The sequence below is a fragment of the Pseudomonas sp. 51_B genome (genome assembly GCF_017491595.1).
Lineage (GTDB): Bacteria > Pseudomonadota > Gammaproteobacteria > Pseudomonadales > Pseudomonadaceae > Aquipseudomonas > Aquipseudomonas promysalinigenes.
Genome location: NZ_JAFGYW010000002.1, coordinates 324,718 through 346,438, shown reverse-complemented (window position 1 = coordinate 346,438; position 21,721 = coordinate 324,718). Strand labels below are relative to the sequence as shown.

Annotated in this window: 18 protein-coding genes; 14 read left to right on the top strand and 4 right to left on the bottom strand. The window is 62.5% G+C overall.

Translation table 11 applies throughout. The annotated features are described in order from the left end of the window. The first annotated feature begins 40 nt into the window (after positions 1 to 40). Genes J5M56_RS04695 through J5M56_RS04685 form a run of 3 tightly spaced genes read left to right on the top strand, consistent with a single transcriptional unit; the run spans position 41 to position 4,198 of the window. The gene (locus tag J5M56_RS04695; protein WP_207870011.1) at positions 41 to 700 is read left to right on the top strand and encodes an ABC transporter ATP-binding protein; all 660 of its coding nucleotides are present in this window, start codon (positions 41 to 43) and stop codon (positions 698 to 700) included. Further along, complete coding sequence (locus J5M56_RS04690; RefSeq protein ID WP_207870008.1) at positions 697 to 3,144, top strand: FtsX-like permease family protein; 2,448 nt, start codon at positions 697 to 699, stop codon at positions 3,142 to 3,144. The genes J5M56_RS04695 and J5M56_RS04690 overlap by 4 nt, the downstream gene beginning before the upstream one ends. Then, entirely contained in the window at positions 3,134 to 4,198 is a 1,065-nt protein-coding gene (locus J5M56_RS04685) for a lipocalin-like domain-containing protein (protein ID WP_060479516.1), read from the top strand. Before J5M56_RS04690 ends, J5M56_RS04685 begins: the two co-directional genes overlap by 11 nt. Before the next feature lie 12 nt (positions 4,199 to 4,210). On the opposite strand, the gene J5M56_RS04680 is transcribed toward J5M56_RS04685, so the two are convergent. Beyond that, complete coding sequence (locus J5M56_RS04680) at positions 4,211 to 5,206, bottom strand: aldo/keto reductase (RefSeq protein WP_186477233.1); 996 nt, start codon at positions 5,204 to 5,206, stop codon at positions 4,211 to 4,213. Positions 5,207 to 5,455: 249 nt separating this feature from the next. On the opposite strand from J5M56_RS04680, the gene J5M56_RS04675 reads away from it, so the two are divergent. The 8 genes from J5M56_RS04675 (at position 5,456) to J5M56_RS04640 (ending at position 14,635) form a co-directional block, all read left to right on the top strand. Continuing rightward, positions 5,456 to 6,190 (top strand): gluconate 2-dehydrogenase subunit 3 family protein, encoded by a 735-nt coding sequence (locus tag J5M56_RS04675; protein ID WP_186477234.1) that lies wholly within the window; start codon positions 5,456 to 5,458, stop codon positions 6,188 to 6,190. 3 nt (positions 6,191 to 6,193) lie between these two features. Next, positions 6,194 to 7,978, top strand: coding sequence for a GMC family oxidoreductase (locus J5M56_RS04670; RefSeq protein WP_186477235.1), 1,785 nt, complete (start codon positions 6,194 to 6,196; stop codon positions 7,976 to 7,978). A gap of 12 nt (positions 7,979 to 7,990) precedes the next feature. Then, positions 7,991 to 9,229: a cytochrome c gene (locus J5M56_RS04665; protein ID WP_207870006.1), complete on the top strand. Its 1,239-nt coding sequence runs from the start codon at positions 7,991 to 7,993 to the stop codon at positions 9,227 to 9,229. 255 nt (positions 9,230 to 9,484) lie between these two features. Further along, positions 9,485 to 10,507, top strand: a complete 1,023-nt coding sequence (locus tag J5M56_RS04660) for a LacI family DNA-binding transcriptional regulator (RefSeq protein WP_207870004.1) — start codon at positions 9,485 to 9,487, stop codon at positions 10,505 to 10,507. A 68-nt stretch (positions 10,508 to 10,575) separates the two neighbouring features. Further along, positions 10,576 to 11,361 (top strand): AP endonuclease, encoded by a 786-nt coding sequence (locus J5M56_RS04655; protein WP_207870002.1) that lies wholly within the window; start codon positions 10,576 to 10,578, stop codon positions 11,359 to 11,361. Further along, positions 11,354 to 12,304 (top strand): sugar kinase, encoded by a 951-nt coding sequence (locus J5M56_RS04650; protein WP_186477238.1) that lies wholly within the window; start codon positions 11,354 to 11,356, stop codon positions 12,302 to 12,304. The genes J5M56_RS04655 and J5M56_RS04650 overlap by 8 nt, the downstream gene beginning before the upstream one ends. Before the next feature lie 63 nt (positions 12,305 to 12,367). Beyond that, complete coding sequence (locus J5M56_RS04645) at positions 12,368 to 13,660, top strand: MFS transporter (RefSeq protein WP_207870000.1); 1,293 nt, start codon at positions 12,368 to 12,370, stop codon at positions 13,658 to 13,660. A gap of 9 nt (positions 13,661 to 13,669) precedes the next feature. Next, the gene (locus J5M56_RS04640) at positions 13,670 to 14,635 is read left to right on the top strand and encodes a D-glycerate dehydrogenase (protein WP_207869998.1); all 966 of its coding nucleotides are present in this window, start codon (positions 13,670 to 13,672) and stop codon (positions 14,633 to 14,635) included. An 8-nt stretch (positions 14,636 to 14,643) separates the two neighbouring features. Here J5M56_RS04640 and cprA read toward each other — a convergent pair whose 3' ends face one another. Then, the gene (cprA, locus tag J5M56_RS04635; RefSeq protein WP_207869996.1) at positions 14,644 to 15,792 is read right to left on the bottom strand and encodes a cationic peptide resistance protein CprA; all 1,149 of its coding nucleotides are present in this window, start codon (positions 15,790 to 15,792) and stop codon (positions 14,644 to 14,646) included. Positions 15,793 to 16,205: 413 nt separating this feature from the next. Between cprA and J5M56_RS04630 the strand changes: the two genes are divergently transcribed. After that, positions 16,206 to 16,577 carry a hypothetical protein gene (locus tag J5M56_RS04630; protein ID WP_060479526.1) on the top strand — a complete coding sequence of 124 codons (372 nt, stop codon included), beginning with the start codon at positions 16,206 to 16,208 and terminating at the stop codon, positions 16,575 to 16,577. 39 nt (positions 16,578 to 16,616) lie between these two features. Here J5M56_RS04630 and J5M56_RS04625 read toward each other — a convergent pair whose 3' ends face one another. Continuing rightward, positions 16,617 to 17,804 carry an MFS transporter gene (locus J5M56_RS04625; protein WP_060479527.1) on the bottom strand — a complete coding sequence of 396 codons (1,188 nt, stop codon included), beginning with the start codon at positions 17,802 to 17,804 and terminating at the stop codon, positions 16,617 to 16,619. Positions 17,805 to 17,892: 88 nt separating this feature from the next. Next, positions 17,893 to 19,263, bottom strand: a complete 1,371-nt coding sequence (locus J5M56_RS04620; RefSeq protein WP_207869994.1) for an APC family permease — start codon at positions 19,261 to 19,263, stop codon at positions 17,893 to 17,895. 308 nt (positions 19,264 to 19,571) lie between these two features. Here J5M56_RS04620 and J5M56_RS04615 point away from each other — a divergent pair, with 308 nt between their 5' ends. Both J5M56_RS04615 and J5M56_RS04610 read left to right on the top strand, forming a co-directional pair. Then, on the top strand, positions 19,572 to 21,065 hold the full coding sequence (locus J5M56_RS04615) for an aldehyde dehydrogenase (RefSeq protein ID WP_207869992.1): 1,494 nt from the start codon (positions 19,572 to 19,574) through the stop codon (positions 21,063 to 21,065). 141 nt (positions 21,066 to 21,206) lie between these two features. Then, positions 21,207 to 21,707: a peroxiredoxin gene (locus tag J5M56_RS04610; protein ID WP_207869990.1), complete on the top strand. Its 501-nt coding sequence runs from the start codon at positions 21,207 to 21,209 to the stop codon at positions 21,705 to 21,707. Positions 21,708 to 21,721 lie beyond the last annotated feature (14 nt).

The following is a 21,721-nucleotide window of genomic DNA, read 5'->3' as shown; positions in this document are numbered from 1 at the left end:
CGTCGGCAAGCACTAGTACAACAGCCAAGGTACCTTTCCAATGCTGGTCATCGAGCACCTGCACAAGGCTTTCCACACCGCCCAGGGCCCACTCCCGGTGCTGCGTGGCGTTGACCTGGCCCTGGCAAGGGGGGCAAGCCTGGCCCTGATGGGTGAGTCCGGCAGCGGCAAAAGTACCTTGCTGCACCTGGTCGCCGGCCTGGACCGCGCCGACAGCGGGCGCATCCTCATCGACGGCGAGCCCTTGGCAGCCCACGGCGAGAGCACCTTGGCCCGTTGGCGGCGCGAAGGAATAGGTTTGGTGTTCCAGCAATACAACCTGATCAGCAGCCTGGATGTGGCGAGCAACCTGGCTTTTCAAGCGCGCTTGGCCAAACGCCTAGACCGGCAGTGGGTAGCCTACCTGGCCGAGCAGTTGGGGTTGACCAGCTTGCTCGGGCGTTACCCGGAGCAGCTTTCCGGAGGCCAGCAGCAACGTGTGGCGATCGGCCGAGCACTGGCCAGCCGCCCGGCGCTGTTACTTGCCGACGAACCCACCGGCAGCCTTGATGAAGCCAGCAGCGACGAAGTGCTGGCATTGCTGCTGCAACTGGTCAGCGATGCCGGTAGCAGCCTGCTGATGGTGACCCACAGCCCACGTCTTGCCGCCTGCCTACAGCAGCGCTGCGTGCTGCACCAAGGCCGGGTGCAAGGGGCATGAACACGCTACGGGTTGCCCTGCAGGCCCTGGCCAGCCACTGGTGGCGGCACCGCTTGCAAGGCGTCAGCCTGTTCACCGGGCTATGGCTGGCAACCGCTCTGTGGACTGGGGTGCAGGCCCTCAACACGCAAGCGCGCAGTGACTATGCCCGGGCCAGCGCTTTGTTGGGAGGGCCGGCACATCCGCAGATCGTTGCGCGCGACGGGCAGCGCTTCGACCAGAGCCTCTATGTGCAACTGCGCGGCCAAGGGTGGCCTGTGACGCCTGTGCTGGAAGGGCGCCTGAGCTTGCCGGGCGAGGCGGCGGTGGCCATCCGCCTGATTGGCATAGAGCCGCTGAGCATGCTGCCGGGTATGGGGGTTGCCGGCGGCGAGCTTGCCAACTTTGACCTGCAGGCTTTCATCGGCCCAGGCGGGCAAGCGCGGGTAGGGCCGGACACCCTGGGCCAATTGGCCGGTATCCAGCGCACAGCCGACGGGAAGGCGCTACCGCCTTTGCTGCTCGACCCACAGTTGGCTCCCGGCGTGATGCTGGTCGATATCGGCGTCGCCCAAGCCTTGCTGGGTGCGCCAGGCCAGCTTTCGCGGTTGGTCAGTGGCTGGGACCAGCCATTGCCGCCGGCTGTCGCTGAGCGGCTGAAAGTCCAGCCTGCGGGTGATGACACTGACCTGCAACGGCTCACCGCAAGCTTCCACCTGAACCTGACTGCGTTGGGCCTGCTGGCATTCGTGGTTGGCCTGTTTATCGCCCATGCTGCTATTGGACTGGCGCTGGAGCAGCGTCGGGGGCTGATCCGCACCCTGCGCGCTTGTGGGGTCAGCCTGAAGGTGCTCTTGGCCGCATTGGCGCTGGAACTGGGCCTGTTCGCCGTGGCTGGCGGCCTGGCAGGGGTGCTAGCCGGTTATTGGCTGGCAGCGCTGTTGCTGCCGGACTTCGCGTCCAGCTTGCGTGGGTTGTATGGCGCGCAAGTCTCTGGGCAGTTGCATCTACCGTTGTCTGGCTGGCTGCTGGGTATTGCGGTCAGCCTATTTGGCGCGCTGCTGGCGGGCCTGGACAGCCTGCTGCGGGCCGCGCGCCTGCCCTTACTGGCCGTTGCCCAGCCCCAGGCTTGGCGATTGGCGCAATTGCCTTGGCTCAAGCGCCAGGCGCTGGCGGCCTTGGCCTTGGCCGTGTTGGCTTTGGCCTGTGGGGTATTGGGCAACAACCTGCCCAGTGCCTTTGCGCTGCTCGCAGCCCTACTACTGGCTGCGGCATTGGCACTGCCGGGGCTACTTGCGCTGTTGCTGGCCGGTTTGGCGCGGGTAGGGCGCCGGCCTTTGGTGCAATGGTTCATCGCTGATAGCCGCCAGCAGCTACCGGCACTGAGCCTGGCGCTGATGGCACTGTTGCTGGCCTTGGCTGCCAGTGTCGGTGTGGGTGGCATGACTGAAGGGTTTCGCCGCACGTTCGTGGGCTGGCTCGACCAGCGCCTGGCTGCAGACCTGTACGTCACCCCACGGGACGATACCCAGGCGCTGCAGCTCTATCAGCAGTTGCAGCACGACCCCGATGTGGCTGCAGTGCTCCCGGGCTGGCGCGCGCAATGGCGTATGCAGGGCTGGCCAGTGCAGGTGCAGGGGGTGATCGACCATCCTTTCTACCGTGACCATTGGCCGCTTCTGGAGCAGGCAACCGATGCCTGGGGGCAACTGGCCAAGGGGCAGGCGATCATGCTCAGCGAGCAATTGGCGCGGCGCCTGAATGTGAAGCTTGGGGATACGATGCAATTGCCGGTCGAACCTCCCCAGCTGGTGAACGTGGTCGGGATCTATGCCGACTACGGCAACCCGAAGGGCCATGTACTGGTCAATGCCCACTGGCTTGGCCAGCAGGTTGCAACGGCCACCTTGAGCGGCCTTAGCCTGTTGATCCAGCCAGGCCAGGTTGCCAGTGTCGAGGGTAAGTTACGCCAGCGCTATGCCCTGGATGACACGCAATACGTCGAGCAAGCCCGCCTGAAAGGCTGGTCGACACAGGTATTCAGCCGCACCTTTGCGGTCACTGCGGCCCTTAATAGCCTTACCCTTGGCGTTGCCGGGTTGGCGCTGTTCATCGGGCAGCTCACGTTGGGCCAGCAACGGCTCGGGCAGCTGGCGCCGCTGTGGGCGCTAGGCGTGCCGCGCCGCTGGCTGGCCTGGCTAAGCCTTGGGCAGACGCTGATGCTCAGCGGCTTCACCGTGCTATTGGCCATTCCCCTCGGTTTGCTGCTGGCCTGGTGCTTGGTGGCGGTGGTCAACGTGCAGGCGTTTGGCTGGCGGCTGCCTTGGCATGTGTTTGTCAGCCAGTTGGCGCAATTGGCTGCGCTGGGGCTGTTCACCAGCCTGCTGGCCAGCGCCTGGCCATTGTGGCAACTGGCCCGGCGCCAGCCAGGCGACTTGTTGCGAAGGTTCGGCGATGCGAGTTGAAACCGGGGTGTTGCTGGCCTGCCTTTGGCTGGCGGGGTGCGATGCGCCTGCGCCGCCGGCCAACAGCTACGCCGGCCTGGGTGACGAGGCGGCGGCCTTCAAGCAGGTGAGCCGTGGTACGCCGTTGGTATTCCCGCAAGATCACGCCGCCCACAATGGCTACCGCATAGAGTGGTGGTACGTCACCGCCAACCTGCAGGATGCCCAAGGCCAGGATTGGGGCGTGCAATGGACGCTGTTTCGCTCAGCCCTGCGCCCCGGCGCCGAAATCCTTGACTGGAGCAGCCCCAACCTGTGGATGGGCCATGCAGCCTTGACCAGCCCCCAGGGCCACCAGTTCAGTGAAACGCTAGCCCGAGGTGGGGTCGGCCAGGCCGGCGCTGAAACTGGGCCGTTTCGGGCATGGATCGATGATTGGTCGCTGCAGGGCGATGACGGCCTCCAACGCTTGCAGATGCGCGCCAGCGGCCCAGGCTTTGGCTATGACCTGACCCTGGCCAGCGACCATCCGCTGGTGCTTCAGGGTGACCAGGGTTATAGCGAAAAATCCGGCAAAGGGCAGGCCTCCTACTATTACAGCCAGCCGTTCTACCGTGTTCGCGGTGAGGTCGAACGGGGCGGGCAGCGCATAGCGGTCACGGGGCAGGCGTGGCTGGACCGGGAATGGAGCAGCCAGCCGTTGGCCGCCGGGCAAAGTGGTTGGGATTGGTTTTCGCTGCACCTGGAACGTGGCGCCAAGCTGATGCTGTTTCAGGTGCGTGAGGACCAAGCCCAGCCCTACCGCGCGGGTACCTGGGTGGGCCCGGATGGGCAGGTGCATGCATTGCAGGGGGCGCAGGTGGCGCTCACGCCGCTGGCCTGGAGCGAGCAGGGCAACGGTAAGCGCGTGCCGACCCGCTGGCGAATACAGGTGCCCTCCACAGGCTTGGATGTCACCGTCGAGGCGGTGCAGCCCAAAGCCTGGATGGGCACCCGTTTCCCCTATTGGGAAGGGCCGGTGCGCGTCACTGGCAGCTCAACAGGCCGAGGCTACCTGGAAATGACCGGCTATTAGACAGTGGGCCGCTCACTTGAAGCCCGTCACCTGGTGGGGCACATAGGGCGCTTCGAGCCTGGCGATTTCCTCAGCACTGAGTTGGAACGCCAGCGCTGCAATCGCATCGTCGAGTTGTGCAACTTTCGAGGCGCCAACGATCGGCGCCGAGACACCGCTTTTGCCCAGCACCCAGGCCAGCGCCACCTGTGCCATCGGCACACCGCGCTCGGCTGCGACTTGCTCGACCACATCGATGACCCGGCCATCTTCCACTTCGGTTTTTTCGTAGAACGACTGCCCGGAAATATCGCTGCGGGTGCGCGCGGTCTGCTGGCCATGCGGGCGGGTCAGCCGGCCGCGAGCCATGGGGCTCCAGGGCATCAGGCCAACACCCATGTCCCGGCACATCGGGATCATTTCACGCTCTTCTTCACGGTAGATCAGGTTGAGGTAGTTCTGCATTGACACGAAGCGGCTCCAGCCGTTGCAGGCTGCCACCTGCTGCGCTTTGGCGAACTGCCAGGCGTACATCGAGGAGGCGCCGATGTAACGGGCCTTGCCGGCTTTCACCACATCGTGCAGGGCCTCCATGGTTTCTTCGATGGGCGTGTGGTAGTCCCAGCGGTGGATCTGGTACAGGTCGACGTAGTCAGTGCCCAGGCGGGTGAGGCTGGCATCGATGTTAGCCATGATGGCCTTGCGCGACAGGCCCTGCTCGTTGGGGCGGTCGCTGCCCTGCCACATGTTGGCGGGGTAGAACACCTTGGTGGCGATCACCGTTTCGTCGCGGCGGGTGAATTCCTTCAGCAGCTTGCCAAGGATCAGTTCCGAGGTGCCGGCCGAATAACTGTTGGCCGTGTCGAAGAAGTTGATGCCTTGCTCGACGGCGTGGCGGATGATCGGGCGGCTGTCGGCTTCGCCCAAGGTCCACGGGTGGGTCCCGGCATCGGGTTCGCCGAAGGTCATGCAGCCCAGGCAGAGTTTGGAGATATCCAGGCCGGTGTTGCCCAGTTTGACGTATTGCATCTGCTGATCCTCAGTGGTGGGTGGGGCGCCGCATACACGCTTAGCGATGCCGGCGTGTGAGTAATGCTGCAGCGCACGCGGTCCATAGTTCGGCTGCACGGTACTGGAAGGGTACGGTACACCCCGATGAAACCGGTTTCAAAACATTTCCAAAGCGGCTAGATTACTCGGCTTTCTCGAGGGCGGGTGCCCTCGGCCGCACTCCAGATGGCGCAACCCAAGGCCACCCATTGCTGATGAGGATTACAAATGGCTGAGCAAGCCCCTGACAACCCGCGCCGGGATTTCCTGCGCAAGACCTTGACCCTGATCCCGGTGGTCACCGTGGCCAGCACCGGCTTAGGTGCCAGCCAGTTGCTGGCTGAGCCTGCGCACGAACCCAAGGTGCCGGCCACACCAGCGGCCGGGGCTTACCAGCCCAGCTTTTTCACCGCAGAGGAGTGGGCGTTCGTGCAGGCAGCGGTATCGCGCATCATTCCCGCCGATGAGCTTGGCCCTGGTGCGCTGGAGGCTGGCGCCGCCGAATTCATCGACCGGCAGATGAACACGCCTTACGCCACCGGGGCTCAGTGGTACATGCAAGGCCCGTTCAATGCCGATGCCGCCCCAGAGCTTGGCTATCAGCTGCAACTGAGCCCTCAGCAAATCTGGCGCCTGGGTATCGCCGCCACCGATGCATGGTGCAAGAACGCCAGCGGCAAAACTTTTGCCGAGCATGACAGCGCTACCCGCGACAAGGTGCTGACCAAGCTAGAAGCCGGTGAGATCGTTTTCGAACAGCTGCCAGCCAAGGTGTTCTTCAGCCTGTTGGTGCAGAACACCCGCGAGGGCTTTTTCTGCGACCCGATTCATGGCGGCAACAAAGGCATGGTTGGCTGGACGCAGATCGGCTTCCCAGGCGCGCGCGCCGATTTCATGGATTGGGTGGAGCGCAACGAGCCGTACCCGTTCCCGGCAGTTTCCATCCGTGGTGAGAGGGCATAAGGCATGGCCAACGCAATGAAAAAGGCCGACGTAGTGATCGTGGGCTTTGGCTGGACGGGCGCGATCATGGCCAAGGAACTCACCGAAGCAGGGTTGCAGGTAGTCGCCCTGGAACGTGGGCCGATGCAGGATACCTACCCCGATGGCAGCTACCCGCAGGTGATCGATGAGCTGACCTACAGCGTGCGCAAGAAGCTGTTCGTCGATGTTTCCAAAGAAACCGTGACCATCCGCCACAGCGTCAACGATGTCGCACTGCCCAACCGTCAGCTTGGCGCCTTCTTGCCGGGCAAGGGCGTCGGCGGCGCGGGCCTGCACTGGTCGGGCGTGCATTTTCGCGTAGACCCGATGGAGCTGCGCATGCGCAGCCATTACGAGGAACGCTACGGCAAGCGCTTCATCCCCGAAGACATGACCATCCAGGACTTTGGTGTCAGCTACGAAGAGCTCGAGCCGCATTTCGACTTTGCCGAGAAGGTGTTCGGCACCTCGGGCCAGGCGTGGACGGTCAACGGCAAGCTGGTGGGCGAGGGCAAAGGCGGCAACCCCTATGCGCCAGACCGCTCCAACCCGTTCCCACTGCCGGCGCAAAAGAATGTGGTGTCGGCCAAGCTGTTCGAGCGCGCCGCCGCAAGCCTGGGTTACAAGCCATACAACCTGCCGTCGGCCAACACGTCCGGCCCTTACACCAACCCGTATGGCGCGCAGATGGGCCCCTGTAATTTCTGCGGCTTCTGCAGCGGTTACGTGTGCTACATGTACTCCAAAGCCTCGCCTAACGTGAACATTCTGCCGGCCTTGCGCCAGGTGCCGAATTTTGAGCTGCGGACCAACGCCCATGTGCTGCGGGTGAACCTGGACGACAGCAAGCGCAAGGCCACAGGCGTGACTTATATTGACGCCCAGGGCCGCGAGGTCGAGCAGCCGGCGGACATCGTGATCCTGGCCGCCTTCCAGTTCAACAACGTGCGGCTGATGTTGCTCTCGGGCATCGGCAAGCCTTACGACCCAGTCAAGAACGAAGGTGTGGTCGGGCGCAACTTCGCCTACCAGAACATGGGTACGGTCAAGGCGTTCTTCGACGAGAACACCTATACCAACAACTTCATCGGTGCTGGCGGCAACGGTGTGGCCATCGACGACTTCAATGCCGACAACTTCGACCACGGCCCGCACGGCTTCGTCGGCGGCTCGCCGATGTGGGTCAACCAGGCGGGTAGCCGGCCGATCTCAGGTACTGCCAACCCCCCCGGCACGCCAGCCTGGGGCAGTGCCTGGAAGAAGGCCACGGCGCAGTATTACACCCACCAGGTATCGATGGATGCCCATGGTGCGCACCAGTCCTACCGTGGCAACTACCTGGACCTGGACCCAACTTATCGCGATGCCTACGGCCAGCCGCTGCTGCGCATGACCTTCGACTGGCAAGAGAACGACATCAAGATGAACCAGTTCATGGTCGATAAGCTCAGCAAGGTGGCCCAGGCGATGAACCCAAAGTCCATTGCCATTCTGGGCAAGAAGGTCAAGGAGCATTTCAACACGGCCAGCTACCAGACCACCCACCTCAACGGCGGCGCCATCATGGGCACCGACCCCAAGACCAGCGCATTGAACCGCTATCTGCAAAGCTGGGACGTGCACAACGTATTCGTCCCCGGTGCATCGGCATTCCCCCAGGGCTTGGGCTACAACCCCACCGGGCTAGTGGCGGCGCTGACCTACTGGTCGGCCAAGGCGATCCGCGAGCAGTACCTGAAAAACCCCGGCCCGCTGGTAGCGGCTTGAGGAGCGATGCACATGAAAAACCTGTTGATCGCAACCCTGCTGCTGGGCACCAGCGCCGCCGTGCACGCTGACGATGCTTTGGTGAAAAAAGGCCAATACCTGGCCCGTGCCGGTGACTGTGTGGCCTGCCACACCGCCAAGGGCGGCAAGCCCTTCGCTGGCGGGCTGGCGATGCAAACGCCGATTGGCACCGTGTATTCCACCAACATCACGCCGGACCCTAGCGGCATCGGCCATTACAGCTTCGCCGAATTCGACCAGGCCGTGCGTAAAGGCATCGCCAAGGACGGCAGCACCTTGTACCCGGCCATGCCGTACCCGTCCTATGCGCGGGTCAGTGACCAAGACATGCAAGCGCTGTATGCCTATTTCATGCAAGGCGTGGAGCCAGTGGCACAGGCCAATAAGCCCACCGATATCCCGTGGCCATTGAGCATGCGCTGGCCGCTGGCGATCTGGCGTGGGCTGTTCGCCCCAGAGGTGCAAGCGGGGCAGGCACCAGCGGCTGCAGACCCTGTTGTCAGCCGTGGCGCCTACCTGGTTGAGGGCCTGGGCCATTGTGGCGCTTGCCACACGCCGCGGGCTTTGACCATGCAGGAAAAGGCCCTGAGCCCGGCGGACGGTGAGCAGTTCCTGGCCGGCAGTGCACCGCTGGAGGGTTGGATCGCCAAAAACCTACGTGGCGATTACAAGGATGGCCTGGGCAGTTGGAGCGAGGCGCAGCTGGTGCAGTTTCTCAAAACGGGGCGCAGTGACCGCAGTGCAGTGTTTGGCGGTATGAGCGATGTGGTCGAGCATAGCATGCAGTACATGAGCGACGCCGACCTGACCGCCATCGCGCGCTATCTCAAGACCTTGCCGCCGAGCGACCCTAACGACAAGCCTCACGTCTATGACAAGCAGGTGGCCGATGCGCTGTGGCACGGTGATGACAGCAAGCCGGGAGCGTCGGTGTACATCGACAACTGCGCGGCCTGCCACCGCACCGACGGCCAGGGGTATACCCGGGTGTTCCCAGCCCTGGCAGGCAATCCGGTGGTGCAGACGGCCGATGCCACTTCGTTGATTCATGTGGTGCTGGCGGGCGGCACGGTGCCGGCAACCCATACCGCGCCGTCGAACTTCACCATGCCGGCATTCGGCTGGCGCTTGAGCGACCAGGAAGTGGCTGAGGTGGTGAACTTCATTCGCACCAGCTGGGGCAACCAAGGCAGCCAGGTCAGCGCCAAGGATGTAAAAGAGCTGCGCTAGCACGGGCTGGGCTTTGTGGGAGCCGGGTCACCTCGCCACTGCATTGCGCGGTGGCGGGTGCGGTTTGCGGGTGAACCCGCTTCCACAAGGCAGCTTCCTCACCGCAATCCAAAAGCTTTGCGAATGCTAGCGATCAGGGTTGCTACACATTTTTCGGCGCAGCAGCGCAAATGGTAGTTGCCGAACGCCCAGAGTTATGCTGTATTGAAACCGGTTTCATTGACCTTCGCCGACAACAACCACAAGGGCCTTGCAATGACCGATTCACCTTCATACCCGCGCGAGCGCGTGACCATCAGTGAAGTGGCACGTGTGGCTGGCGTTTCCAAGGCCACGGTCTCACGCTATATCGGTGGTGACCGCCAGTTGCTGGCCGAGGCGACCGCAAAGCGCCTGGAAGAGGTGATCGAGCGCCTTGGTTACCGCCCCAACCAAATGGCGCGGGGCCTCAAGCGCGGTCAGACGCGCCTGATCGGCATGCTGGTTGCCGATATTCTCAACCCTTACTCAGTGGCCGTGATGCATGGTGTGGAAACCGCCTGCCGTCAGCATGGCTACAGCCTGGTGGTGTGCAACACCAACCGTGACGACGAGCAGGAGCGCCATCACCTGACGGCGCTGCAGTCGTACAACGTCGAAGGCCTGATCGTGAACACCCTCGGCCGCCACCCCGGTGAGCTGCTCAATCTCCAGCGTGACATGCCCTTGGTGCTGGTCGACCGCCAACTGCCAGAGCTCAAGGCTGACCTGGTGGGGCTGGACAATGCCGATGCCATCGAGCAGGCACTGGACCACCTTCAAGCGCGCGGCTACCGCGACATCCTCGCCGTCACCGAACCGCTCGATGGCACCAGTTCGCGCCTGGAGCGGGTGCAAGCGTTTACGGCATCGATCAGCAACCGCGCCGGCATGCGCCAGCAGTTGTTGGAGGTCGACGCCGGCTTGCCGGCCAACCTGGGCGCATTTCTGGCCAGCAATGGCCATGGGCGGCAAGCGATTTTCACCTTCAATGGCGTGGCCACACTTGCAGTGACCCGCGCGCTGCATGAATCCGGTTGCAAGCTGTTCAGCGATGTCGGCCTGATCGCCCTGGATGACCTGGACTGGTACCCCCTTGTTGGAGGCGGCATCACCGCTCTGTCTCAGCCTACCGAACGCATCGGCGTAGCGGCTTTCGAGTGCCTGCTCGAACGCCTGCGTGGCAATAGCGACATGCCACGGCGCATCGATTTCAAGGCACAACTGATTACCCGAGGTTCCACCCAAGTAGACAAATAAGCCGGTGCAGCTTGCTGCCCAGCTTAGTGCACGCTAAAAATGAAACCGGTTTCATAAGGACAAAAACAATGCACTCGAACCCCGTTTCCATCAGCCTCTCCAGCTACGGCGCCGACCTGGTGCGCCAACGCGGGCAGATGAGCTTTATCGATCTGTTGGCAGCCGCCGGCGTCAGGCGTATCGAACTGCGCGAGGAATTGTTCGACGCCCCGCCGGATCCTGCCGCGTTCAGCGCGGCAATCACCAGAGCTGGGCTGGAAGCCCTCTACTCGTCGCCGCTCGAACTGTGGACGGTGCAGGGCCAGCCAGACCCACGCCTGCCCGCCAAACTCGCCCTGGCAAGGGCGTTAGGCGCGGTGGCGCTGAAGGTGTCACTGGGTCATTACCGTGAGCGCTGCGATCTCGGCGCCTTGCAGGCCTTGTTTGCAGAGGGTGACCCGGTGTTGCTGGTGGAAAACGACCAAACGCTCCAAGGCGGGCGCATTGAGCCGCTGGTGCGTTTCTTCCAACGTGCCCACAGCTGGGAAATACCGCTTGGTATGACCTTCGACATCGGCAACTGGCAGTGGCAGGGGGAGTCCGCGTTGCAGGCCGCCCGGCAACTGGGTAAGTGGGTGCGCTATGTGCATTGCAAGGCCGTGCAGCAAAGCCCTGATGACCGCTTGCACGCCGTGCCGCCTGCTGAGGCCGACCTGCTGGCCTGGGAGGCGTTGTTCGATGAGTTCAGCCCTGGCCTTGTGCGGGCCGTCGAGTACCCACTGGTCAGCGATGACCTGTTGACCTTGACCCGTAACCAAGTCAACAGCCTGGCAAGGCTTGGGCTGGGTGCCAGCAAGGAGGTGAGCCATGCTTGACCATGACGTGTTGTGCTTTGGCGAAACCATGGCCATGTTCGTGGCCGAGCAGGCGGGCGAGCTCGCCAGCGTCGGTGCGTTCGGCAAGCGCATTGCCGGCGCCGACAGCAACGTCGCCATCGGCCTGGCCCGGCTGGGCTTTCGCGTACGTTGGCTGAGCCGGGTAGGCGATGACTCGCTGGGGCGTTTCGTGCTGGCCAGCCTGCGCGAGGAGGGCTTGGATTGTAGCCGTGTCGAGGTAGACCCCAGCCGCCCGACGGGCTTCCAACTGAAAAGCCGCTGCGACGACGGCAGCGACCCGGTGGTGGAATACTTCCGCGCCGACTCTGCCGCGAGCCGCTTGTCCACTTCGCTGCTCGACCATGAGTTGACAAAGGCCCGTCACCTGCACGCCACCGGTATTCCACCGGCGCTGTCGGCCAGCTGCCGAGCACTGTCCCACGCCCTGGTCGATGCCATGCGCGCTGCGGGGCGCAGCATTTCCTTTGACCCCAACCTGCGGCCATCGCTGTGGCCAGACCGCACCACCATGGTCCGGGAGATCAACGCACTGGCGGCTAAAGCCCATTGGGTGCTGCCCGGGCTGGAAGAAGGACGTTTGCTCACTGGCCAGCATACCCCGGCCGACATCGCTGCCTTCTACCTCGATCAGGGGGTGGAGCACGTGGTGATCAAGTTGGGAGATGCCGGTGCTTACTACCGCAATGCCCGTGACGCAGGGCAGGTCGCCCCAGTGCCGGTTGCCAAAGTGGTGGACACGGTCGGTGCCGGGGATGCCTTCGCTGTCGGTGTGGTCAGCGGGCTGCTCGAGGGCCTGCCGCTGGCTGAGGCGGTCGCCCGCGGCAACTGGTGCGGCAGCCGCGCGGTACAGTCGCGCGGCGACATGGAAGGCCTGCCACACCGTCATCAATTGCAAGCGCACGAACTGCGCAGAAGTGCCTGAACCGCTTATCGCCGGCTAGCCGGCCCTGTTGCGACAAAAACAACAAGCTCAGGAGTATGTTTCATGCAATCGACTCGCCTTGCACCACGCCGGTGGTGGTACATCATCCCGATCGTTTTCGTTACCTACAGCCTGGCCTATCTGGACCGCGCCAACTACGGCTTTGCCGCAGCGTCGGGCATGGCCGACGACCTGAAGATCACCCCTGTGCTGTCCTCGTTGCTGGGGGCACTGTTCTTCCTCGGTTACTTCTTCTTTCAGGTGCCGGGGGCTATCTACGCGCAAAAGCGCAGCGTCAAGAAGCTGATTTTCGTCAGCCTCATCCTCTGGGGTAGCCTGGCGACACTGACTGGCATGATCAGCAACGTCTACCTGTTGATCGCCATCCGCTTTTTGCTTGGGGTAGTGGAAGCTGCGGTGATGCCGGCCATGCTGGTGTACCTGTGCCACTGGTTCACCCGGGCCGAACGTTCGCGGGCCAACACCTTCCTGATGCTAGGCAACCCGGTGACCATCCTGTGGATGTCGGTGGTGTCTGGCTACCTGATCAAGCAGTTCGACTGGCGCTGGATGTTCATCATCGAGGGGTTGCCAGCAGTACTGTGGGCCTTTATCTGGTGGCGCCTGGTCGATGACCGGCCTACCCAGGTGACCTGGCTGAGCGATGCCGAAAAGGCCAGCCTGCAGCAGGCCCTGGCGGCTGAGCAGCAAGGCATCAAACCGGTGAAGAACTACCGCGAGGCGTTCCGTTCGCCACAGGTGATCGTGCTGTCGCTGCAATACTTCTGCTGGAGTATCGGTGTGTATGGCTTTGTGCTGTGGCTGCCGTCGATTCTCAAGCAGGCAGCCAATGTCGATATCGTCCAGGCCGGCTGGCTGGCCTCGGTGCCTTATGTGGCTGCGGTGCTGGGTATGCTGGCTGTTTCCTGGGCCTCGGACAAACTGCAAAAGCGCAAGCGTTTCGTCTGGCCCCCGCTGTTGATCGCTGCCGTGGCGTTCTATGGCTCGTATGCGCTGGGAAGTGAGCACTTCTGGTTGTCCTATGCGCTGTTGGTGGTTGCAGGGGCTTGCATGTATGCGCCTTACGGGCCGTTTTTCGCCATAGTCCCTGAGATATTGCCGAGCAACGTAGCCGGTGGTGCCATGGCGCTGATCAATAGCATGGGCGCATTGGGTTCGTTCGGGGGTTCCTGGCTGGTGGGCTACCTCAATGGCGCCACTGGCGGCCCGGGCGCCTCCTACCTGTTCATGTCAGGGGCGTTGCTCACGGCTGTCGCCCTGACCGTCTTGCTGAAAACCTCACCCAACTCAGGCCGGGCCAAACGCGGTGGCCCGCGCCTGGCCGTGAGCCAATAGGGAACCGTCATGAAAAAACGTATCGTTCTATACAAACGCCTGTCCGACGCTTTGCTGGCCAAGCTTGAACAGCAGGTGCAGGTGACTTGGGTGGATGCCCATGCACCGGACGGCATGGCCCGGTTGCGCGATGCCTTGCCAGGCGCGCACGGGCTGTTGGGCGCCAGTGTGCGGCTGGGCAGCGACCTGCTGGACCTTGCGCCGCAGCTAGAGGTGATAGCCAGTGTGTCAGTTGGCGTGGATAACTACGACATCGCCGACCTGACCCGGCGTGGAGTGAAACTGACCAACACGCCGGACGTGCTGACCGAAACCACCGCCGATACCGGTTTTGCGCTGATCCTGGCCACTGCGCGACGTGTCGTGGAACTCGCGGGCTGGGTGCGGGAGGGGCGTTGGCAGGCGAGCCTTGGGCCGGCGCACTTCGGCACCGATGTGCATGGCAAGACCTTGGGCATCGTCGGCATGGGCCGAATTGGTGAGGCGCTGGCGCGGCGCGGCGCGGCGGGGTTCGGCATGCGCGTGCTGTACCACAGTTCGCGGCCCAAGCCCGAGGTGGATGCGCGCTATGGGGCGCGCTACTGCAGCCTGGAGACGCTGCTGGCCGAGGCCGATTACCTGTGCCTGACGGTGCCGCTCAGTGCCAGTACCGCAGGGCTGATCGGCGCGCAGCAACTGGCGCTGATGAAGCCTGAGGCAATCCTGGTTAACATCGCTCGCGGCCGGGTGGTGGATGAAGCGGCCTTGATCGATGCTTTGCAGAACAAGCGGATTCGCGGTGCTGGGCTGGATGTGTTCGTTCAGGAGCCGTTGCCTGCCGATTCGCCACTGTTGCAACTCGATAATGTGGTGGCCACGCCGCACATCGGCTCAGCAACCCATGAAACCCGGGAGGCCATGGCGCGATGTGCGGTGGACAACCTGCTGAGTGCCCTGGCGGGCGAGCGTCCGCCTAACTGGGTCAACGGCAACTGATCAGGGCGTTATTTGAAGTCCCACTGCATCTGCGTGGCAATGCTGACCCCTCGGGAGGATTTCACGCAGACATCCAGGTAGTCGGTGAAGCGTGGAGGCATGGCAATGCCTTCTTCCAGCAGGCGGCTGTTGTCGAACAGGTAGTTCAGATCGGCAAAGCCGCTGTACAGGCGCAAGGCGCGCAGTACCAGGCGCGGGTTGGCCGGGCCGATGCGCGCTTCGAAGTCCTGGGCCAGGGTTTTCAGGTCATCGACATCGACCTTGCGGTAGCGCTTGCCCACCGGTTGCGCGCCATTGGCGAAGGCGAACGCGCGGTCGATCTCGCCAAAGGTGCAGGCCGCCTGATGGCCTGCGGATATGTGGTACAGGTTGTGCTCCAGGCGCGGCTTGAGGGTGAGACCAATCAACGCTTCGGCGCAATAGTCGACCGGGATCACATCGATCTGCTCGTCCAGCTCGCAGGTGAAGCTTTCCAACGCGAACCCCATGCGGAATACCCAGAAGATGCTGGCCGAAGCCTGGCAGCCGAGGGTGCGGTGGCCAACCACGATCGATGGGCGCGCCACCACCAGCGGCAGTTGCGGCAGTTGCACGCGCATGCGCCGTTCGATCTCAGCCTTGGAGGCGGTGTAATCGACCAGTTGCTGCTCGGCTGCGGGAAATTCCCAGGATTCGCTGATCGGCGATTGGCGCGCAGGACCGCAGCTCATGGCTGTGCCCACGTGCAGAAAACGCTTGAGGCGCGATGAGCGGCTCATCACCTCGGCGAAGGCGTAGGTGCCTTCGACATTCACCGGCCAGATGTTCGGGTTCTTTGAGAACGACGCCACGGCTGCGCAGTTGATCACCCGGTCGATCTGCATCAGCCGTGGTGTCGCCTCGGCCAGCCAGGCGGTGTCGAGGAAATCGCCACAGATTATCTGCTCGTCGCGCAGTGCCAGGCAGTTGCGCTCTGTCACGCCATGCTGTCGCAGGTTGGCCCGCAGGCGTTCGAGCCCTTGCCCAGGGTTGTCGGCGCGGACCAGGAAACACAAGTTTGCGCTGCGCCCATTGGCGATCAATTGGGCAGTGACGGAGCCACCGAGAAAGCCGGTGGCGCCAGTCAGCAACAGTTGCTCGTGTTGTTCGAAGTCGATAATAGCGGCAGGCGCGTTCATAAACTTCCTCTGAAAAAGTTTATTGGCGGATATTGAGGGTCAAGCTCGTGCAAAGGGCCCGCAGGGGCTGGCGTTCAGCTCGGAGCGTGGGCGATTGTCAGGGCGTTGGGTGGGGCATTGCAATTAACGAAGTGCACGCTTTGAATGAAACAAAAGTTATGCAAAGTAGCACCGCTAAACAACTAAAAGGGGGCAGTTAAGTTTGCCAGCTTATAGGTTCTAATTCAGTGATGAAGTTGTGAAAAAAATGCTGACCGGGTTTGACTCGACCTTTCTATGGCAATGACGGCCCACGAAAATGAGCCGTTGATCGGGAAAAAGCGCTTTCTCCCAGGCGAAGTGCCACTTTTTCGACATCATTACACTCACACACCTACGAGCTATCACTTTAGAAGGATGGGGGTGCCAAAAAAATGCCGCTGATGTTCACGCCAGAACAGCAACTCAGGACCTGCGCCCTGCTCGTGATGTGCCCGCGCGTGGGCGAATTGTTCGCGCTGATGAACCAAGCGCTGGTGCAGCCAATGCCGCACTGCTCGGGCTGGGAACTGTCGGAGACGCTGTTGGCGCGGATCGAGGACATGGTAGACAACAAACCCCAGGCCATGGCCTTTTTTGCCTATCAACTGCAGGCCTGGAGCAAGGAGGGCTACTTGCCAGCGCAGGACATCACCGCGCTGTACATGATGGGTAAGGCCTTGCATGACCCTACCGGGGAGAAGCTTGAGCTGGCACCGTCGACCCGAAGCGCACTGGAGCGCTTGATCAGCATGGCCCAGCGCTAGCTCAAGCCCCGCCGCGGTCAGGCAGGGGCCGGGTGGTGTTCAATGCCCGCCTTTCATGCGCCGCGCTACACAGTAGATCAGCAGCCCGGCCACAGCGGTAGCGGCTCCGATGTAGCCTGTGCTGGTCCAGCCCAGGCCTGCACTGATGGCCATACCGCCAAACCAAGGGCCCAAGGCATTGGCCAGGTTGAAGGCGGCATGGTTGGAGGCGGCAGCCAGGCTTGGCGCTTCATGGGCAATATCCATCAGGCGAATCTGCAGCGGTGCGGCCAGGGCGATCATGGTGCCCACCAGGCCGATGCCCAGTAGCACCGACCACAAGGCTTGGGCTGCGAAGCTGAACACCAGCAGCACAGCAGCCGACCACACCAGCACAATGCCTACGGCGCGGAATTGCAGGCGGTCGAACAGCTTGCCGCCGGCAATGTTGCCGATGATGCCCCCTGCACCGAACGCTGCCAGGCCGAAGGGTATCCACTCTGGCCCCACTTGGGTGACCTGAAGCATGGTCGGTGCCAGATAGCTGAACACACAGAACATGCCGGCAAAGCCGATCGCTGCGATGCCCAGTGCCATCCAAACCTGGGGCAGGGTGAACGCTTTGAGCTCTTTGCGCGGGTCGCTGCGCGGCTCATCGTGAGGTTGCGGCACATAGCGCCAAACCAAGCCGATGGTGCACAAGGCGATGGCGCCAACCAGCACGAACGCCGAGCGCCATCCGAAAAACTGGCCGAGGAAGGTCGCGACCGGGTTGCCCAGCAGCATTGCCAAGGTCAGGCCCATCATCACCCGGGCGACTGCCCCAGCGCGTTGGTCGCTCGCCACCATGCTTGCCGCTACCACCGCAGCGATGCCGAAATAAGCGCCATGGGGCAGGCCGCTGATGAAGCGAAAGGCAACCATGCTAGTGAACGATGGAGCAAAGGCCGTGGCCAGGTTGCCGATGGCATACAGCGCCATCAGCAACAACAGCATGTGCTTGCGCAGCAGCTTGGCGCCGAGAATCGCCAAGGTCGGGGCGCCGACCACCACACCCAAGGCATAAGCACTGATGGCATGGCCGACTTGTGGCTCGGTCAGATGCAGGTTGCTGGCGATGTCAGGCATCAGCCCCATAATGGCAAATTCGCCCGTGCCGATGGCGAAGCTGCCCAGCGCCATCGCAGCCTCCATCTTGGCGACGGCGCCCTTGGAAGCGGCCAGCGGCGGTAGTTCCTGAACAGACATTGCGGTCCCTTAATGAAACATACTGAAACGTTTAATCAGGGATTGTAACATTCAAGGAAATTCAGGTCGCTGGCGATGGCGCGAGCGGTTATTCCGCCATCTGCAAGTCTGGCAGCTTGACCGTGAAAGCCTTGGTCAGGCCCAGCAGGCAAAGCAAGCCCACACCCATCCAGCACAGCCCGATGGTGAAGGACATGCTCGACAAGCTGGTCCACAACCAGATCGTGCTGAGAAACCCAAGTGCCGGGATGGCGCCGTACCACAGGTAATTGCGCATGCCGCGCAATTTCTGGTCGATCAGGTAGTGCTTGAGTACAGCAAGGTTCACTGCCGAAAACGCGAACAGGGCGCCAAAACTGATCATGTTGGCCACAGTATCCAGGGTGATGAACAGCGCTATCAGCGAGAGCACACTGACCAGCATGATCGCCGTTGCCGGCACGCGCTTTTTGCTGACCAATCGGCCAAACACCCGTGGCAGCGCGCCATCGCGGCCCATGGCGAACAACACTCGGGACACGCTGGCCTGTGACACCATGGCCGATGCGAAACAGCCCGCCACGTAGGTTGCGGTGAACGCGGTAACCAGCATTTCCCCACCCACACGGCGCATCACATCCACCGAGGCCGAGTCCGGGTCGGCGAAGTTTGCCCAGTCGGGGAACACCATCTGGGCGAAGTACGACACCACGAGAAACAGCAAACCGCCAATCAGCGACACAGCCATGATCGCCTGGGGGATACGCCTTGTCGGGTCAGTGGTTTCCTCGGCCATGGTCGACACGGCATCGAAGCCTAGGAACGACAGGCACAGCACCGCCGCCCCGGTCATGATCAACGGCACGCTGAAACCGTCGTGGTGAAACGGCGCCAGCAGTGAAACTGGCGCCGCCTGGTCGTCGAGCTGACGGATCGACAGCGCGACGAACACCACGATAAACACCAATTGCGCCACGACCAGGATCCAGTTGACCCGAGTGATGGACTCGATGCCGATCAGGTTGAGAAAGGTCACCAGCGCTATGGAACCTGCCACCCAAACCCAGGCATGAATTGCAGGGAAATACTCAGACATGTAAATGCCGATCAACAGGTAACTGAGCAAGGGTAGGAAGATGTAGTCCAGCAGCAAAGTCCAGCCAGCGATGAAGCCGAAGTGGCTACCGAATGCCTTGCGGGTGTAGGTGTAAACAGACCCGGAGTAAGGGTGCGCCTGGACCATGCGGCCATAGCTGTAGGCGGTCAAGAGCATGGCGGCGAGGGTCATAACGTAGGCGATGGGCAGGTGCCCTTTGGTCATCTGGGTGACCAACCCATAGGTCGTGAAGACCGCAAGGGGGACCATGTAGGCCAGACCGAACAGCACCAGCGCGGTCATGCCCATGGATTTTCTGAAGCGGCTTGCAACTGGGTTGGAGCAAGGGTGCTGGTGCTGGGCTGTAGTTGTTGTTGTATGCATGGCTGACTCCTGAAAGGGATGCAGGAAGCTGCAGTAAGCGAGCGCGCTCGCTACGGCGGAACACGTTGGCTCAGAGGGGGTGCATGGGGTGGGTCGGCTGGAATGCTCCCACACTCGCCAAGGCCTCGAAATCACCCTTTCGGGGGAGCAGCCTGCGCCCCCGGCGCGCTACGTGGCGCCTGGGGTTGATGAGTATTTTCCTAGGCAAGTGGCAGCAAAAAGCTGGTTTCGCCAGACCTGCGGCCAGGCCAAGAATGTTCGCGAGACCCATAACAATTAGACCGCAGGGACGGTCGTCAGGAGTGTGTATGTTCGATTTGGGATACTGGCAACAGCGCGCTGCGGGCCTGAGCCTGCGGGACAAGGCTCTGATCGATGGGCGCCAGGTCGGTGCGGCCAGCGGTGCCACCTTCGATGCGATCAACCCTGCCACTGAGCAGGTACTGGCTCGTGTGGCTGGGTGTGAACAGGCCGAAGTCGACATGGCCGTCCAAGCGGCGCGCAAGGCGTTCGAGCAGGGGCCGTGGCCACGCATGGCGCCCGCCGAGCGCAAGAAAGTGCTGCTGCGCCTGGCCGAGCTGATCATGGCTCATCGTGAAGAGCTGGCGCTGTTGGACTCGCTGAACATGGGCAAGCCGGTCATGGATGCCTACAACATCGATGTGCCGGGCTCGGCCCACGTCTTTGCCTGGTATGGCGAGGCGCTCGACAAACTCTACGATCAGGTTGCGCCCACCGCTGCCAATGCCTTGGCCACCATTACCCGTGAAGCCTTGGGTGTGGTCGCTGCCGTAGTACCGTGGAACTTCCCGCTCGATATGGCCGCGTGGAAGCTGGCCCCAGCGTTGGCTGCAGGCAATAGCGTCGTACTCAAGCCGGCAGAGCAGTCGCCGTTTTCTGCGTTGCGCCTGGGCGAGCTGGCACTTGAGGCAGGCTTGCCGGAGGGTGTGCTCAACGTGGTCCCGGGGCTTGGCGAAACGGCAGGCCGCGCGCTGGGGTTGCACGCTGACGTGGATTGCCTGGTATTCACCGGCTCCACTCAGGTGGGCAAATACTTCATGCAGTACTCGGCGCAGTCCAACCTTAAGCAAGTGTGGCTGGAATGCGGCGGCAAGAGCCCGAATCTGGTATTCGCCGACTGCCAAGATCTGGACCTGGCCGCCGAAAAGGCAGCTTTTGGTATTTTCTTCAACCAAGGCGAAGTGTGCTCGGCCAATTCGCGGTTGTATGTACAGCGGGCGATCCATGACGAGTTCATCGAGTTGCTCCAGGCCAAGGCCCGCCAGTGGCTGCCAGGCAATCCGCTGGATCCGGCAAGCCGCGCAGGCGCTATTGTCGATGCCGAGCAGGCCAGCCGTATCGCCAGCGCCATCGGCTTGGCCAGCGAGCAGGGGGCGCGCCTGGTGTGTGGTGGGCAGCGCCTGACCATCGGCGCTTCCAACAACTTCATCGAGCCGACCATTTTCGCCGATGTGGACCAACGCATGAGTTTGGCCAGGGAAGAGGTCTTCGGCCCTGTGCTTGCGGTGAGCGCGTTTGATAGCGAAGAACAGGCCATTGGCCTTGCCAATGACAGCATCTACGGCCTGGCGGCCTCGGTATGGAGCGATGACCTGAACCGCGCGCACCGGGTTGCGCGGGCGCTGAAGGCTGGCACGGTATCGGTCAACACCGTGGATGCCCTGGATGTGACGGTGCCCTTCGGCGGTGGCAAACAGTCCGGTTTCGGCCGCGACCTTTCGTTGCACTCGTTCGACAAGTATTCGCAGTTGAAGACTACCTGGTACCAACTGCGTGGCTGAGCCTTTTAGCGCCTGTGAGATCGAGCGCCGCCCAAGAGCTCAAGCCGAGCCCCTAGGCTTGAGTGAACAGCATTATCATGTACCGGCGGGGACGCTTGCTGCATCATGTCGCCCGCCCCCCCATTCAACCAGGAGACCGCAATGATTCAGCTCGGCGAACACCTGCCCGATTCCACGCTGTACGCATACAGCAATGGTGATGGCGCCTGCCCGATCGGCCCAGATGCCTTTTCGGTACGCGAACGCTGCAAGAACAAAAGTGTGGTGATTTTTGGTTTACCCGGCGCCTTCACCCCCACGTGCTCCGAGCGACATGTGCCAGGTTACGTAGCGCAGGCACAGGCACTGTTCGCAGCTGGCGTTGACGAGATTCTGTGTGTGTCGGTCAACGATGCATTCGTCATGAATGCCTGGGGCAACAGCCTGCAGGTGGGCGATGCGGTGCAGATGATCGGCGACGGCAACGGCGAATTCAGCGCTGCGCTAGGGCTGATCCAGGATCTCTCGGCGCGGGGGATGGGGCGCCGTTCACTGCGCTATGCGCTGTGGGTGGTCGACGGTGTGGTCAAACATATTGCAGTGGAGGCGCCCGGCAAGTTCGAGGTCAGCGACGCGGCCAGTACACTGGCTGCGATACGCTGACGGTCTGGGGCGCC

Excerpts from the sequence above, each read along its gene's own strand:
- J5M56_RS04675 (WP_186477234.1), top strand. The coding sequence starts at position 5,456 with ATGGCTGAGCAAGCCCCTGACAACCCGCGCCGGGATTTCCTGCGCAAG.
- J5M56_RS04630 (WP_060479526.1), top strand. The coding sequence starts at position 16,206 with ATGCCGCTGATGTTCACGCCAGAACAGCAACTCAGGACCTGCGCCCTG.
- J5M56_RS04655 (WP_207870002.1), top strand. The coding sequence starts at position 10,576 with ATGCACTCGAACCCCGTTTCCATCAGCCTCTCCAGCTACGGCGCCGAC.
- J5M56_RS04690 (WP_207870008.1), top strand. The coding sequence starts at position 697 with ATGAACACGCTACGGGTTGCCCTGCAGGCCCTGGCCAGCCACTGGTGG.
- J5M56_RS04680 (WP_186477233.1), bottom strand. The coding sequence starts at position 5,206 with ATGCAATACGTCAAACTGGGCAACACCGGCCTGGATATCTCCAAACTC.
- J5M56_RS04645 (WP_207870000.1), top strand. The coding sequence starts at position 12,368 with ATGCAATCGACTCGCCTTGCACCACGCCGGTGGTGGTACATCATCCCG.
- J5M56_RS04620 (WP_207869994.1), bottom strand. The coding sequence starts at position 19,263 with ATGCATACAACAACAACTACAGCCCAGCACCAGCACCCTTGCTCCAAC.
- J5M56_RS04665 (WP_207870006.1), top strand. The coding sequence starts at position 7,991 with ATGAAAAACCTGTTGATCGCAACCCTGCTGCTGGGCACCAGCGCCGCC.
- J5M56_RS04610 (WP_207869990.1), top strand. The coding sequence starts at position 21,207 with ATGATTCAGCTCGGCGAACACCTGCCCGATTCCACGCTGTACGCATAC.
- J5M56_RS04625 (WP_060479527.1), bottom strand. The coding sequence starts at position 17,804 with ATGTCTGTTCAGGAACTACCGCCGCTGGCCGCTTCCAAGGGCGCCGTC.
- J5M56_RS04695 (WP_207870011.1), top strand. The coding sequence starts at position 41 with ATGCTGGTCATCGAGCACCTGCACAAGGCTTTCCACACCGCCCAGGGC.
- J5M56_RS04640 (WP_207869998.1), top strand. The coding sequence starts at position 13,670 with ATGAAAAAACGTATCGTTCTATACAAACGCCTGTCCGACGCTTTGCTG.
- J5M56_RS04660 (WP_207870004.1), top strand. The coding sequence starts at position 9,485 with ATGACCGATTCACCTTCATACCCGCGCGAGCGCGTGACCATCAGTGAA.
- J5M56_RS04615 (WP_207869992.1), top strand. The coding sequence starts at position 19,572 with ATGTTCGATTTGGGATACTGGCAACAGCGCGCTGCGGGCCTGAGCCTG.
- J5M56_RS04650 (WP_186477238.1), top strand. The coding sequence starts at position 11,354 with ATGCTTGACCATGACGTGTTGTGCTTTGGCGAAACCATGGCCATGTTC.
- cprA (WP_207869996.1), bottom strand. The coding sequence starts at position 15,792 with ATGAACGCGCCTGCCGCTATTATCGACTTCGAACAACACGAGCAACTG.
- J5M56_RS04685 (WP_060479516.1), top strand. The coding sequence starts at position 3,134 with ATGCGAGTTGAAACCGGGGTGTTGCTGGCCTGCCTTTGGCTGGCGGGG.
- J5M56_RS04670 (WP_186477235.1), top strand. The coding sequence starts at position 6,194 with ATGGCCAACGCAATGAAAAAGGCCGACGTAGTGATCGTGGGCTTTGGC.